This is a genomic window from Cedecea sp. VD22 (assembly GCF_037150195.1).
In the GTDB taxonomy this organism is placed as follows: domain Bacteria; phylum Pseudomonadota; class Gammaproteobacteria; order Enterobacterales; family Enterobacteriaceae; genus Cedecea.
Window position 1 is genome coordinate 277,477 of record NZ_JBBCPX010000005.1, and the last position, 13,606, is coordinate 291,082.

12 protein-coding genes are annotated in these 13,606 nt (G+C 58.3%); 3 read left to right on the forward strand and 9 right to left on the reverse strand.

Going from position 1 to position 13,606, the window contains the following annotated elements:
* Positions 1-59: 59 nt before the first annotated feature.
* From citG to WFK85_RS12880, 8 genes are read right to left on the reverse strand one after another with little or no spacing between them, the layout of a single operon-like run.
* A complete protein-coding gene (gene citG, locus WFK85_RS12845) occupies positions 60-905 on the reverse strand; it encodes a triphosphoribosyl-dephospho-CoA synthase CitG (protein WP_166993402.1) in 846 nt (281 codons plus the stop codon).
* A complete protein-coding gene (citX, locus tag WFK85_RS12850) occupies positions 883-1,422 on the reverse strand; it encodes a citrate lyase holo-[acyl-carrier protein] synthase (protein ID WP_166993400.1) in 540 nt (179 codons plus the stop codon). Before citX ends, citG begins: the two co-directional genes overlap by 23 nt.
* A complete protein-coding gene (gene citF / locus WFK85_RS12855; RefSeq protein WP_336707679.1) occupies positions 1,419-2,951 on the reverse strand; it encodes a citrate lyase subunit alpha in 1,533 nt (510 codons plus the stop codon). The genes citX and citF overlap by 4 nt, the downstream gene beginning before the upstream one ends.
* A 10-nt stretch (positions 2,952-2,961) precedes the next feature.
* Positions 2,962-3,837 (reverse strand): citrate (pro-3S)-lyase subunit beta, encoded by an 876-nt coding sequence (gene citE / locus WFK85_RS12860; RefSeq protein WP_008460523.1) that lies wholly within the window; start codon positions 3,835-3,837, stop codon positions 2,962-2,964.
* A complete protein-coding gene (citD, locus tag WFK85_RS12865; protein WP_336707677.1) occupies positions 3,834-4,127 on the reverse strand; it encodes a citrate lyase acyl carrier protein in 294 nt (97 codons plus the stop codon). Before citD ends, citE begins: the two co-directional genes overlap by 4 nt.
* A 24-nt stretch (positions 4,128-4,151) precedes the next feature.
* Entirely contained in the window at positions 4,152-5,195 is a 1,044-nt protein-coding gene (citC, locus tag WFK85_RS12870; protein WP_336707675.1) for a [citrate (pro-3S)-lyase] ligase, read from the reverse strand.
* Between the two features lie 4 nt (positions 5,196-5,199).
* Positions 5,200-6,069: a fumarylacetoacetate hydrolase family protein gene (locus tag WFK85_RS12875; protein WP_008460517.1), complete on the reverse strand. Its 870-nt coding sequence runs from the start codon at positions 6,067-6,069 to the stop codon at positions 5,200-5,202.
* 23 nt (positions 6,070-6,092) lie between these two features.
* Positions 6,093-7,457: a 2-hydroxycarboxylate transporter family protein gene (locus WFK85_RS12880; RefSeq protein WP_008460515.1), complete on the reverse strand. Its 1,365-nt coding sequence runs from the start codon at positions 7,455-7,457 to the stop codon at positions 6,093-6,095.
* 305 nt (positions 7,458-7,762) lie between these two features.
* Between WFK85_RS12880 and WFK85_RS12885 the strand changes: the two genes are divergently transcribed.
* Together WFK85_RS12885 and WFK85_RS12890 are read left to right on the forward strand one after the other, a co-directional pair.
* On the forward strand, positions 7,763-9,379 hold the full coding sequence (locus tag WFK85_RS12885) for a sensor histidine kinase (RefSeq protein ID WP_336707672.1): 1,617 nt from the start codon (positions 7,763-7,765) through the stop codon (positions 9,377-9,379).
* Positions 9,380-9,390: 11 nt separating this feature from the next.
* On the forward strand, positions 9,391-10,098 hold the full coding sequence (locus tag WFK85_RS12890) for a response regulator (RefSeq protein WP_008460511.1): 708 nt from the start codon (positions 9,391-9,393) through the stop codon (positions 10,096-10,098).
* A 14-nt stretch (positions 10,099-10,112) separates the two neighbouring features.
* Here the strand turns inward: WFK85_RS12890 and WFK85_RS12895 are convergent, their stop codons facing one another.
* Complete coding sequence (locus WFK85_RS12895) at positions 10,113-11,633, reverse strand: methyl-accepting chemotaxis protein (protein WP_166993392.1); 1,521 nt, start codon at positions 11,631-11,633, stop codon at positions 10,113-10,115.
* 304 nt (positions 11,634-11,937) lie between these two features.
* Here WFK85_RS12895 and proP point away from each other — a divergent pair, with 304 nt between their 5' ends.
* Positions 11,938-13,443: a glycine betaine/L-proline transporter ProP gene (gene proP, locus WFK85_RS12900; RefSeq protein ID WP_008460508.1), complete on the forward strand. Its 1,506-nt coding sequence runs from the start codon at positions 11,938-11,940 to the stop codon at positions 13,441-13,443.
* Positions 13,444-13,606: the final 163 nt, after the last annotated feature.

The window sequence follows — 13,606 nt, forward strand, 5'->3', positions numbered from 1 at the left end:
AAAACCTCAGACTAGACAAAAACGGGTCTTATTAGCATGAAATTCGTGCTGCGTTGCCTTCACACCGCAATTTCCGCTAAAACAGCGCTGACGGCCAGCAGATCCGCGCTCCCGCCGGGACTGAGGTTGCGGGCAATAAGATCGGCATCCATTTGCCGAAGATCGTCCTCGTGCCAGCCTTGCTGAATCAGGCGCGCAGCGTAACGCTGCACATAGCGCAGTCCGTTTAGCCCGCCGCGCGACACAAGATTGGTGTCTGGGTTAGCAGCCATCAGACGCAACATCGCCGCAAGCAGACGGCGCTTCGGGCAGCTTTCCGCCTGCCAGTAAGGCAGCACGTGCTGGCGCACAGTAAGGAATCCGCTTTCCGCCTCGCCGCGTGCGCCGGTCAGGCCAAACTGCTGATAAAGCCTTTCGCCAACGGAAGAAGCCTTCCGGGCCGCGACCAGTTCTCTTTCCACAATCCCGCTGCAGATCTCGCTCACGGTGGAACACACCGCCGATGCAGTTAGCGCTTTGTCCTGCCCCTGCAGACGGCCAGCGGCGGTAGAAAGCAGCCCCAGCGAAAACACGCCACCTTTGTGCGTATTCACGCCCTGAGTGGCCTTATACATCGCCTGTTCGCAGGCGATGCCCGCCGGACGGATGAGCCGCAGCATCTCACTGGCACCTCGCCCGGCATGTTCACGTCCTAAAGCGTGGAACGTGCTGAACCAGGGGCCAATGGCCGCAATGCTGCCGAGAAACATCGGCAGATCCATGTCCCGGTGCGAGCCGTTGTTGGCGGCATCCACCAGCCCCGGCTTTGGCGTTAGCCACACCTCGTCCAGCAGCGCCTGCCGCGCCAGGGCTGGCACATCCGGGGCGGCGGCAGTATTTGATTTAATCCCTGGCAAACCAGCCATCTATCAGCCTCTCGACGCGCGCGGTCACTTCATCCATGGGGTGGCGGCGGGAGCGTGCACAGGCATGCGCGGGCTCGTTGCACACCAGGCAGAGCCGGCCCGCCAAATCCAGCGAAGTCCGCCCGACCGGGCCATTGTCGGGGCAAATCACATCCGCATCCCACAGCCTGCCGAGCGGATGGGTTTGCTCCAGCCCGACAGTTGCCGCCTTAAGTTCGCTGGCCGAATGCGCCACGCTCCACATCGCTTCGGCCCCGGTCGGCAGCCACAGTACCTGCCGCTCGAGCACCGGCCAGCGGTTGCCCCACAGCAGCTGGTCGCAGGCCTGCAGCGCTACCGCCATGCAGTTGCGGTAGCGAATGCTGTCCTTTACCTGGCCGGGCGTCACCAGCGTCAGGGAAAGCACCGGCTGCCGGTACTTAACCAGCCACTCTTGCTGCCGGTGCGCCCGCCGCTCTTTCGCCTCAAGCAGGGCTGTAAGGGTAACGCCTTCCGCTTCCACAAGCGTTTCACTCATTGGGCTGACTCCTCTTTGACCTGACGCACCACGTCGATCACGCTGCCGTCGCGGTAGCGGATCACGCCGACGATGTGCGGCGTAAATTCGATCGGCTTCGGCTCGCCGGTCAGGGAAATAGCGCGCTGGTAAAGATCTTCTATGCTCACGATCTTCATCCCCGCACCCTCAAGCCGTTCACGGATCTCCGGCCGGGCCGGATTAACCGCCACGCCGTGATCCGTCACCAGCACATCAATGCTTTCACCTGGCGTAACGCGCGTGGTCACCCTTTTAACAACGGTAGGAATGCGCGTGCGCAGCAGCGGAGCAACCACGATAGTCAGGTTTGCCGCGCTCGCCACGTCGCAGTGTCCGCCGGATGCGCCGCGCATAACGCCGTCAGATCCGGTGATCACATTGACGTTAAAGTCGATATCGATCTCCAGCGCGCTGAGGATCACCACATCAAGCTGATCGCAGCTCGTGGCCTTCGCTCCGGGATTGGCATAAACGTTGGTGGAGATCTCAACGTGGTTCGGGTTACGCGCCAGAGAGGCGGCGGCCTGGCCGTCAAAACACTGGGTGTCGAGCAGTTTTTCGATCAGCCCTTTCTCATGGAGATCCACCAGGCTGCCGGTGATCCCCCCGAGGGCAAAGCGAGCGACGACGCCATTACGCTCCATTTTTTCTTCCATAAAGCGCGTGCAGGCGGTCGCCGCCGCGCCGGAGCCGGTCTGCATGGAGAAGCCGGGGCGGAAGTAGCCCGAATGTTCAATCACTTCCGCTGCGGTGCGGGCAATCATCAGCTCGCGGGGGTTGCTGGTGACACGTGCAGCCCCGACGCTGATTTTGGCCGGATCGCCCACGGTGTCGACCTGAACGATGTAGTCCACCTCATCCTGCATCAGGCTCGCGGGCATATTGGGGAACGGCACCAGCTCTTCGGTTAACAGCACGACTTTGCGGGCAAAATGGGCGTCTACTTTGGCATAGCCCAGCGAGCCGCAGCAGGATTTACCGTGGGTGCCGTTGGCATTGCCGTATTCGTCGCTGCACGGCACGCCGAGAAATGCCACGTCGATTTTTAGCTCGCCGTCCTGCAGCAGCTTCACGCGCCCGCCGTGGGAGTGGATTTGTACCGGCTCGGCCATCAGGCCATGAGAGATCGCTTCCGCCAGCTTGCCGCGCATCCCGGAGGTGTAAATGCGGGTGATCACACCGTTACGAATGGGCTCAATCAGCGCTTCGTTGCAGGTCATCAGCGAACTTGAGGCCAGCGTCAGATCTTTAAATCCAAGGCGAGCCAGCGTGGCAACCACGTGATTAATCACCCGATCGCCTTCCCGGAAAGCATGGTGGAAGGAGATGGTCATGCCGTCCTTCAGCCCGCTTTGGGCAATCGCCTGCTCCAGCGTGTCGCAAAGCTTACGGGTTTTCTTCGCTTCGGCATCCGCCAGCCACGGCGTAGTTTGATGCGCCCCTTCGAAGCTTCGCAGATGGGCCAGATGCGGATACTCAAGGTGTAAAAGTTCGGTCATATTGCTCATTGTTTTGTCCTTAACGGCGCACGCCGGAAGCCGCGGCGCGCTCAAGCACCACCTGCGCATGGTTAATGATTGGCGCGTCGATCATCTTGCCGTTGAGCGACACTACGCCCAGGCCGTTGCGCTCCCCTTCGTCGGCGGCGGCAATCACCCGGCGGGCATAATCGACTTCGTCCTGAGTTGGCGCGTAGGCGTTATGCAGCAGCTCAATCTGCCGGGGGTTGATCAGCGATTTACCGTTGAAGCCCATTTTGCGGATTAGCTCGACTTCCCGCAGGAACCCGGCCTCGTTATTCACGTCAGACCAAACCACGTCGAACGCGTCAATCCCGGCGGCGCGCGCGGCATGCAGCACCGCGCAGCGGGCATAGAACAGCTCCGTGCCGTCGCCACGCTCGGTTTGCATATCCATCACGTAATCAAACGCCGCCAGCGCAATACCAATCAGACGAGGGGAAGAACGTGCGATGGCGACGGCGTTGATCACGCCGACGGCGGATTCAATCGCCGCCATCAGTTTGGTGGAGCCTGGCTCTCGGCCACACTCACGCTCAATGCGCTCGAGGTGAGATTCCAGCAGGAAGATATCTTCCGGCGTGTCGGTTTTTGGCAGGCGCACCACGTCCACTCCGGCGCGCACGACGGCCTCGAGATCGGCCAGGCCAAACGGGGTGTTAAGCGGGTTAATACGAACCACGGTTTCGATGTCGCGGTACATCGGGTGCTGCAGAGCGTGAAACACCAGCACGCGGGCGGTGTCTTTCTCACGCAGCGCCACGGCGTCTTCCAGGTCGAACATGATCGAATCCGGGCGGTAAATAAAAGCGGTGGAGAGCATGGCGGCGTTAGCGCCGGGGAGGAACAACATGCTGCGACGGAGTTTTTTCATTGTAGTTTTTCCCAGTCAATCTGTTCGGCATCGGCGGCACGGAGCACCGCGCTTTGCAAACGGGCGCGGATCACGCAGTCCAGTGCCCCCTTGTCTTCCAGAATAAAAATCCCCTCTTTCACACCGAGCTGAGAGAGCGTCTGCTCCGCCACACGACGAATTTGCTCCCCGAACTGCTTTTGTACTTCGCTGTGTATCATCAGGCTGAACTCACCTTCGGCGGGGGCGACTCTCACCAGCAGATCGCTGGACTCCAGCGTCCCGGCTAAGGCTTGCTTTACGATTCTCATAAGGCTTTGTCCTGGTTAAAAAATTCAGGCCACATCCCGCGCGTAGTGCCGCTGGAGATGGCTAAAGGTACTGTCCGGGACAATGTCCCGGATGCGGGCCATTTGCTGGCTCTTGAGTAAGGCTCGCACTTCAGAGGCGGAAATCTCTCGTCCGGCGGCATGGCATTTTCGCGGCAGCTCGATCACCTGAATCGACGCCGCGCTGTGGTGGCGGTGCACTTCCAGCCAGTAGCGCATGGCCTGGTTGTATTCCCGGGTCACCGCGCAGAACGGTTCGTTGCCGACAAAGCGGTGCGTCACGCCCAGCGCCGGGGCAACGTAGTCACGGAAAATCATCAGATCCATTGCGCTCCAGGTTTTGTCGATAAGCCCGCTCTCTTTCAGGAAATAGCCCGGAAAGGTGGCGCGGGAGATCAGGTAGTCGGACCCCGGATGCACAATCACGTTAGGCAAGTGGGCCACTCCCTGGCGAACCATCTCCCACCGCTCCTCGAACGGAAAAAATGAAGCGTCCTCGCGTACCACAAACAGATGCAGCCAGTCGCAGCGCTGCGCCGCCTGCTCGGCCAGATAGCGGTGGCCGAGAGTGAACGGGTTAGCGTTCATCACAATGGCGCCGATCCGGTTGCCCGGTTGCCGTAGTTTCTCCAACCCGGCGCAGTAGCGGCTGATGCCGACGGGCGTGTTTTCCATCAGCACCGCCGCCTCATCCACCTGCACCAGCGGCCAGAAGCCGCTCTGGCGAAACCGGTCGAGGTTGTAGGGGCGGGTGAACAGGAACAAATGCGCCTGCCCGCGCTCCATCGCGATATGCTGGATTTCCCCCAGCAAACGCACGCTAAGGTTCTCCCCACGCCAGGCTTCATCCACCGCCACACATTTGATGGTGCGCCACGCCAGCCCGGCACAGCCGACGATTTTTGCCCCTGAAAGGGCGACGACGAACAGCTGAATGTCGCCGTCAAGCCCGAGCTGGTTCCGCCCCAGCAGATCCCGGATAGCGGCCAGCGCCTGCGGCTGGCGCAGCGGATCGACGGTACTGAACTCGATGGGGTTGGGCTGGAACATAGCGTTAGTGCGCCACCGCCCCGGAAGCCAGAGGCTCGCGGGCCGCAACGATCACGTTGCTGAGATGGCCAATGCGCTCAATTTCAACTTCAATGCGGTCGCCCGGCTGCATGAACAGCGGCGGCGTGCGCTTTTTGCCGACGCCACCGGGAGAACCGGTGATGATCACGTCCCCCGCGCTGAGCGAGGTAAAAGTCGAGATGTATTCGATAAGCTCGGCAACCTTGTGGATCATGCTGCTGGTGTTGTCTTCCTGTACCATGCGCCCGTTCAGCCAGGTGCGGATCGCCAGATCGTGCGGATCGCGAATTTCATCCGACGTGGTCATCCACGGGCCAAAAGCCCCGGTCTGTGGCCAGTTTTTCCCGGCGGTAAACCAGGTGTGCTGCCAGTCGCGCGCCGACCCGTCCATATAGCAGCTGTAGCCCGCGACGTGGTTCAGGGCATCCGCCGCAGAAATGTTCACCCCACCTTTGCCGATGATCACCGCCAGCTCGCCTTCATAGTCGAACTCGCTGGAGTGATGCGGTTTCACCACCGGGGAGTCATGCCCGGTCTGGGAGTCTGCAAAGCGCACAAACAGGGTTGGAGCCGGATTGTGCTGGTCGAACTCTTTGCGCTTGTCAGCGTAGTTCATGCCGACGCAGAGAATTTTCTCCGGGCGTTCGATGACCGGCAGCCAGCGAACGTCTGACGCCGCCACATCGGCCTTCAGCCCGGCAAACGCCAGCGCTTCATGCACCGCGTCTGCCGCCAGCAAAGCCTTTAAATCCGCAAAACGCGAGCCTAAACGGCGGCCCAGGTCAACGATGCCTTCCGGCGTTACCACGCCGTAGCTCCGCTGGCCCTGAAGTACATAACTTGCGAGTTTCATAACAGTTCCTGGTTAATCAAAAGTCAGACAAGAAAGTTGCCAAGCACCAGCAGCGCCACCGAGACGTTGATCGCCCCGCCAATGCGGGTTGCAATCTGGGCGAACGGCATCAGCGACATGCGGTTACCGGCGGTCAGAATGGCGACGTCGCCGGTCCCGCCCTGCCCGCTCTGGCAACAGGACACAATGGCCACGTCGATGGGATGCATACCGATTTTTTTACCGACGAAGAAACCGGTCGCCACCAGCGCGCTGACGGTACTGACAATGACCAGCAGGTTGGTAATAGTGAAAGCGTCAACCAGCTCATTCCAAGGCGTAATGGCGACGCCCACGGCAAACAGAATTGGATAGGTCACGGCGGTCTGGAAGAATTTATAAACCACCTGCGAGCCCGCCAGCATGCGTGGGGAAACGCCGTGGCAAAGTTTGATCAGCACCGCGACAAACAGCATCCCGACCGGAGCCGGCAGGCCAATCAGTTTGTGCAGCAGCATACCCACCATGTAGAGCAGCACCGCCAGCAGCGCGCCGGAAGCGATAGTGGTCACATCTGCTTTGCCGTTGAACAGGGCGGCGGTTTGCTCTTTTTCACCGCCGTTGGTTTTACCCGGCATCAGTTCACCTTCGCCGGTCAGGTGCGGGAAGCGTTTTCCCAGCTGATTCAGGCAGCCGGAGATAACGATCGCCGTCAGGCTGCCCAGCATCACGATAGGCAGAATGCGGCCCAGCGCCACGCCCTGATCCATATGCAGCAGCGTGGCGTAGCCGATGGAAAGCGGGATCGCCCCTTCCCCAACGCCCCCGGCCATGATCGGCAGGATCAGGAAGAAGAAGATCTGGAACGGCTCAAGGCCCAGCGCCAGACCAACGCCCATGCCAACAATCATGCCCACGACTTCGCCACACAGCATCGGGAAGAAAATACGCAGGAAGCCCTGAATTAACGTGGTGCGGTTCATGCTCATGATGCTGCCGACGATGATGCAGCAGATGTAGAGGTAAAGGATGTTGGTGGATTTATAGAATTTGGTGGTGGACTCCACCACCACGTCCGGCAGCAGGCCGTAGTACACCAGCGCGGAAGGGATGAAGGTGGCGCAGATGGCGGCGGCACCCATTTTGCCGATCACCGGCAGGCGTTTACCAAATTCGCCGCAGGCAAAGCCGAAGAAGGCCAGCGTCGCCACCATCACCACGATATCGCTCGGCAGTTTACCGCCGAGGCAGTCGATGGCGATCAGCGCCCCTGCCAGCACAAACAGCGGCAGCGGGATAATCCCCACTTTCCAGCTGTCGAGAATATGCCACCAGCGCTCTTTGAGCGTCGGCTTATTAATATCAATGGATTCAGGAATGATGTTGTAGGAATCATCGGTCGTGCTCATATCAAGCCCCTTTTTTTAATTTGTCGGGGCAGACTAAAAGATTAAATACCCCTGTAATGTGAGGGGTAGCAGATTAAAACCGTTAATTTAAAGGCATCTATGGCGTTAATGGTTTTTATTTCTTCGTGGTTTTTATGGTTTTTATTCCCGGCTTAGACAAACCTTAAGAGAGTGCAAAAAAATTGGCTGAAATTAACGAAAAGTGCCGTTGCGTGAGGTTGTTCAAACTTTCGTTCAAAGCCGCGCAGCCAGCGGGGCATCGGTGTTAAGCTGCCATTTTGCCTCACTGAATACACGCCTGGCCTATGAAAGTTTCCTTTCAGATACGCTTGTTTATCTACCTGGTTGCCTTTTTTTCCGTGCTCTTTGCCATGCTCGGAACCTATTACTATTTCGACGTTGGCCGGCAGCTTTATCAGGAAATGAGCACCCGGGCGAGAATTCAGGCGGAAGAGATTGCCTTAATTCCTACCCTGCAGGAGTCGGTGGAAAAAAAAGATATTCCGGCAATACACAACTTTATGCAAAAGCTGGTCGTGCATAGCGATGCCAGCTTTATCGTCATCGGCGACGAGCACGGCATTCATCTCTATCATTCCGTGCATGCCGACCGCGTGGGCAAAACGCTGGTCGGCGGCGATAACGAGGAAGTGCTGCAGGGCAAAAGCATCACCACGCTGCGCAAAGGCGGCCTCGGCCTGTCGCTGCGCAGCAAAGCCCCAATCTTCGACCAGCACGGCAAGGTGATTGGCATTGTGTCGGTGGGCTACCTGAAGAGCTACCTCGATGACGTCACGTCCGGCAAGGTGATCAACATCCTGCTGGCGGCGATCATTTTGCTGCTGGCGCTGTTTATCTTTTCCTGGTACTTCACCCGCAGTATCAAAAGGCAGATGTTCTCGCTGGAGCCGCGGCAGATCAGCCTGCTGGTGCGCCAGCAAAAAGCGATGATGGAGTCGATCTACGAAGGCGTGATCGCCATCGACAGCCGCTCGCAGATCGAGGTGATCAACAAGGCGGCGAAGAAACTGCTGGGCCTGGAACAGCCTTCACGCGAGATCCGCGGCAAGCAGATTGCCGAGGTGATCCAGCCGGTGACGTTCTTCGCTCCTGAAGTCATGCTGGCGCGAGATACCCACGATGAAATCTGCGCCTTTAACGATCTCAGCGTGCTTGCCAGCCGGGTTCGTATCGAGCTTGAGGGCGTGCTGCAGGGCTGGGTGATCACCTTCCGCGACCGCAAAGATATTGATAGCCTGAGCTTCCAGCTCAGCCAGGTGAAACGCTACGTGGACAACCTACGCATCATGCGGCACGAGCAGCTTAACCGCATGGCAACGCTCGCCGGGCTGCTGCACATGGCCCGCTACGATGACGCCAAACGCTATATCAAAGCGCAGTCCGAGCACGCCCAGGAAGTGCTGGATTTTGTCTCCGCACGCTTCTGTTCCGCCACGCTGTGCGGCCTGCTGTTGGGCAAATACGCCAGAGCGCGTGAGAAAGGCGTGTCGCTGGCGTTCGATCCGGCCTGCAGCATGACGAGAATGCCGAGCAACGTGCCGGAATCCGAGCTGATTTCGATTATTGGTAACCTGCTGGATAACGCCATCGAGGCCACCCAGCGCGCCGAAGGCGAGCACCAGCCGGTGGAAGTCTATATCGTGATAAACGACCGGGAGCTGGTCATCGAGGTGGCCGACCACGGCGTCGGCATTGCGCATGAACTGCGTGACCATATTTTCACGCCGGGCGTCACCACCAAAACCCACGGCGACCACGGGCTCGGCCTGCACCTGATCGCCAGCTACGTCGCGCTGGCGAAGGGCACGGTGGAGGTTTCCGATAACCTGCCGAGCGGCACCGTGTTCTCAGTATTTATTCCAGATGTTGTCGTTCCGGGGAGCGACCTCAGCCCAACGTAAGGCTTTTGAGTATGCAAAATGAAATGATTAACGTGCTTATCGTGGAGGATGAGAGCGAACTGGCCGAACTTCACGCGGAGCTGATTGATAAGCATCCCCACCTGCACCTGGTGGGAATAGCCAACAGCCTGGCGGCCGCCCAGCGCCTGATGCTGGAAAAGCAGCCGCAGCTTATCCTGCTGGATAACTATCTGCCGGACGGGAAAGGCATCACGCTGTTTGGCAGCGACCTTTTAAAACAGCACGCCTGCTCGGTGATCTTCATTACCGCCGCCAGCGATATGGACACCTGCAGCCAGGCGATTCGCAGCGGCGCGTTTGACTACATCCTCAAGCCGGTCTCGTGGAAACGCCTGAGCCACTCACTGGAGCGCTTCGTGCAGTTCAGCCAGCAGCAGCGCGAATGGAAAGTGGTGGATCAGCAGAACGTCGATAAGCTTTATGAGCTGCAGGCGCGCAACGCCCCGCTGGATGCGGGCAGCAAAGGTATCGAGGAGAACACGCTGGAGCTGGTCCAGCGCCTGTTTCGCGAAGCCGAAGCTCAGCGCTGTTTCTCGGTAGACGACGTGGTCAGCGAAACCAAACTCAGCAAAACCACCGCCCGCCGCTACCTGGAACACTGCGTGGAAAAAGGCTTTCTCAGCGTCGAAATGCTGTACGGCAAGATTGGTCACCCTCGCCGCCTGTATAAGCGGAGCCAGCCGGATAGCGCTGGCTAACCGCCGGAAACACCTTAACCCAGAACCGTGACCGCATCCTGGAGGCGAGTAGCGCGGTGCTTCACCATCGCCGAGACCTGCGCGCTCTCTTCCACCAGCGCAGCGTTTTTCTGCGTTATCGCGTTCAGCTCTGCCACCGCGCGGGTAATGTCCGCCAGGCCATCCGCCTGCTCTGACGTGGCGTGGCTTATCTGCCCGAGAAGCTGAGTGACGTTCTGCACCTGAGCTACAATATCCTGCATGGTGCGCCCCGCCTCATGCACCTGCACCGTGCCGGACTGCACCTTGCTGGCGCTGGCGTCAATCAGCTTGCGGATATCGTTGGCCGCACTGGCGCTACGCTGCGCCAGGTTACGCACTTCCCCGGCCACCACGGCAAACCCTTTGCCCTGCTCACCGGCTCGAGCCGCCTCTACCGCCGCGTTAAGCGCCAGGATATTGGTCTGGAAGGCGATGTCGTTAATCAGGCTGGTGATGGAGCCGATGCGCTGGGTGCTGTCGGCAATGTCGTCCATGGTGGTGACCACGGTTTCCATCGCCTGCCCGCCCTGCGCCGCCGCGTCGCTGGCGGAGCTGGAAAGTTTGTCTGCCGCCGAGGCGGTTTCCGAGTTGGTCTGCACCGACGCCGCCATCTGGTTCATGGTCGCCACCGTTTGCTGCACGTTAACCACCGTCTGGCGGGTACGTTCATTCAGATCGTCATTCCCTTTAGCCATCGCCTCGCTGCCGCTGCGCACGTTCGCGACCTGGCTGCTGACGTCGTTGATAAGCCAGCGGCACATCAGCCCAAGCTGGCCGATGGAGCGCAGGATCACCCCGATTTCATCGCTGCGCTGGAGGTGCTTCACGCGGTGGCTGTTGCCGGTAGCCACTTCCAGCGCCTGGCGAGCCACGTTTTCCAGCGGACGGGCAATTTGCCATTCCAGTAATACACAAGCTAAGGCGGTAAATGCCGCAATAGCTAACATCTGCAGCGGGCTTTGCCCGAGGGCAAACGCCGAGGCCATGAGCAGAACAAACAAACCGCTCATTAACCCGCGAATACGCCAGCGCAGTGACATGGTTGGTAGCTTGCCGAACAGCCCTTTACGCAGCACCAGGCCTTTATAGACGGTCTTGTTGCTGCGGCCTTCGTTCAGCGCCTTGTAGAGCGGCTCCGCAGCGGCAATCTCTTCCGGCGAGGCTTTGGTGCGAATAGACATATAGCCGGTGGTTTTGCCGTGGCGCACAACCGGCACCGCATTGGCACGTACCCAGTAATGGTCACCGTTTTTACGGCGGTTTTTCACGATGCCCGTCCACGGCTCGCCCTGCTGCAGGGTGAACCACATATCGGCAAAGGCCGCTTTGGGCATATCGGGATGTCGCACGAGGTTGTGCGCGGCGCCGCTTAGCTCATGTAGCGAGTAGCCACTGACCTGCACGAAGGTATCGTTCGCGTGCGTAATGTAACTTTTCAGATCGGTGGTGGACATCAGGGTCGTATCGTCATCAAGCGTGTATTCACGCTGGGTGACCGGCACATGGGCGGACATAGCAACTCCCTTTGAGAGGTTATCCAGATGTTAATTCTTTGGTGGTATGCATGTTATTTCGGCGTAGCGAAATTTTACTTTAGTTAAAAAATTTGATATTGATCACAGTTCTAAGTATTAGCCACATAATTTATGAGACTAGTTTAAGCATTGCATTTCACATAGTTCCAATGGGTTATTACTTTTCACTTCGCTTTATTGCCGCCTCATCTGAGTGCTGCAGTTTTCGCCAGCGCTTATTGCGCGGCGCACTACACTTACAGAGGGAATTTTTACCCCCGCAAGGAAAACACGAGGATAAAGAATGTTAAAAAGGAAAAAGAAAGTCAGACCGATCAAGGTCAGTGACGTCACTATTATTGACGATGCGCGTCTGAAAAAAGCCATCACTGCCGCTTCACTGGGCAACGCGATGGAATGGTTTGATTTCGGTGTTTACGGTTTTGTTGCTTACGCTCTGGGTAAAGTCTTCTTCCCGGACGCCAGCCCTAGCGTGCAGATGATTGCCGCCCTGGGGACCTTCTCTGTTCCTTTCCTGATTCGCCCGCTAGGTGGACTGTTCTTCGGGATGCTAGGGGATAAATACGGTCGTCAGAAAATCCTGGCTATCACCATTGTCATCATGTCGCTCAGTACGTTTGCCATCGGGCTTATCCCGTCTTACGCCACTATCGGCATCTGGGCACCTATCCTGCTGCTGTTGGCAAAAATGGCCCAGGGCTTCTCGGTCGGCGGGGAATATACCGGCGCATCTATTTTTGTAGCCGAATACTCTCCCGACCGTAAACGCGGCTTTATGGGCAGCTGGCTGGACTTCGGTTCGATAGCCGGGTTCGTCTGCGGCGCGGGCGTGGTTGTGCTGATTACCGCTATCGTTGGCGAAGAAAACTTCCTCGACTGGGGCTGGCGTATTCCGTTCTTCCTCGCGTTGCCGTTAGGTATTATCGGGCTTTATCTGCGCCATGCGCTGGAAGAGACCCCGGCATTCCAGCAGCACGTTGAGAAAATGGAGCAAGGCGATCGCGAAGGCCTGGCCGAAGGGCCAAAAGTTTCGTTCAAAGAGATTGCTACTAAGCACTGGCGCAGTCTGCTGGTCTGTATTGGTCTGGTGATTTCAACCAACGTGACCTATTACATGCTGCTGACCTACATGCCGAGCTACCTGTCCCACAACCTGCATTACTCGGAAGAGCACGGGGTGCTGATCATCATCGCCATTATGGTGGGGATGCTGTTCGTTCAGCCGATGATCGGCCTGCTGAGCGACCGTTTTGGTCGTCGCCCGTTTGTCTTCCTCGGCAGTATTGGCCTGTTCGCGTTCGCTATCCCGGCCTTTATGCTGATTAACAGCGGCGCCATTGGGCTGATTTTTGCCGGATTGCTGGTGCTGGCGGTGGTGCTGAACTTCTTTATTGGGGTGATGGCCTCGACCTTACCGGCGATGTTCCCGACCCACATCCGCTATAGCGCCCTGGCGAGCGCCTTTAACATTTCGGTGCTGATTGCCGGCCTGACACCAACGCTTGCCGCATGGCTGGTCGAAAGTACGCAAAATCTGATGATGCCGGCTTACTACCTGATGGTGGTGGCGATTATCGGCTTGATTACCGCGATCACCATGAAAGAGACCGCCAATAAGCCGCTGAAAGGCGCGACGCCTGCGGCGTCTGATATTGCCGAAGCGCGTGAAATCGTGCAGGAGCATCACGACAATATCGAGCAGAAAATTGAGGACCTGGATAAGGAAATCGAAACGCTGCAGGCGAAGCGTGCTCTGCTGGTGGATCAGCATCCGAGGATTAACGAGTAGTTTTTCCCCTCACCCTGCCCCTCTCCCCTTGCGGGATGTACAGTCCGGGGACATGGTAGACAGGTGTTCGCAGACATGGTGAACACTTTTTAACATCCTTTACCCATGGTGATCGACTCATTCTTCAGGTCGATCACCCCCACTTTCGTGCTGTACCACCACA

Excerpts from the sequence above, each read along its gene's own strand:
- citG (WP_166993402.1), bottom strand. The coding sequence starts at position 905 with ATGGCTGGTTTGCCAGGGATTAAATCAAATACTGCCGCCGCCCCGGAT.
- citX (WP_166993400.1), bottom strand. The coding sequence starts at position 1,422 with ATGAGTGAAACGCTTGTGGAAGCGGAAGGCGTTACCCTTACAGCCCTG.
- citF (WP_336707679.1), bottom strand. The coding sequence starts at position 2,951 with ATGAGCAATATGACCGAACTTTTACACCTTGAGTATCCGCATCTGGCC.
- citE (WP_008460523.1), bottom strand. The coding sequence starts at position 3,837 with ATGAAAAAACTCCGTCGCAGCATGTTGTTCCTCCCCGGCGCTAACGCC.
- citD (WP_336707677.1), bottom strand. The coding sequence starts at position 4,127 with ATGAGAATCGTAAAGCAAGCCTTAGCCGGGACGCTGGAGTCCAGCGAT.
- citC (WP_336707675.1), bottom strand. The coding sequence starts at position 5,195 with ATGTTCCAGCCCAACCCCATCGAGTTCAGTACCGTCGATCCGCTGCGC.
- WFK85_RS12875 (WP_008460517.1), bottom strand. The coding sequence starts at position 6,069 with ATGAAACTCGCAAGTTATGTACTTCAGGGCCAGCGGAGCTACGGCGTG.
- WFK85_RS12880 (WP_008460515.1), bottom strand. The coding sequence starts at position 7,457 with ATGAGCACGACCGATGATTCCTACAACATCATTCCTGAATCCATTGAT.
- WFK85_RS12885 (WP_336707672.1), top strand. The coding sequence starts at position 7,763 with ATGAAAGTTTCCTTTCAGATACGCTTGTTTATCTACCTGGTTGCCTTT.
- WFK85_RS12890 (WP_008460511.1), top strand. The coding sequence starts at position 9,391 with ATGCAAAATGAAATGATTAACGTGCTTATCGTGGAGGATGAGAGCGAA.
- WFK85_RS12895 (WP_166993392.1), bottom strand. The coding sequence starts at position 11,633 with ATGTCCGCCCATGTGCCGGTCACCCAGCGTGAATACACGCTTGATGAC.
- proP (WP_008460508.1), top strand. The coding sequence starts at position 11,938 with ATGTTAAAAAGGAAAAAGAAAGTCAGACCGATCAAGGTCAGTGACGTC.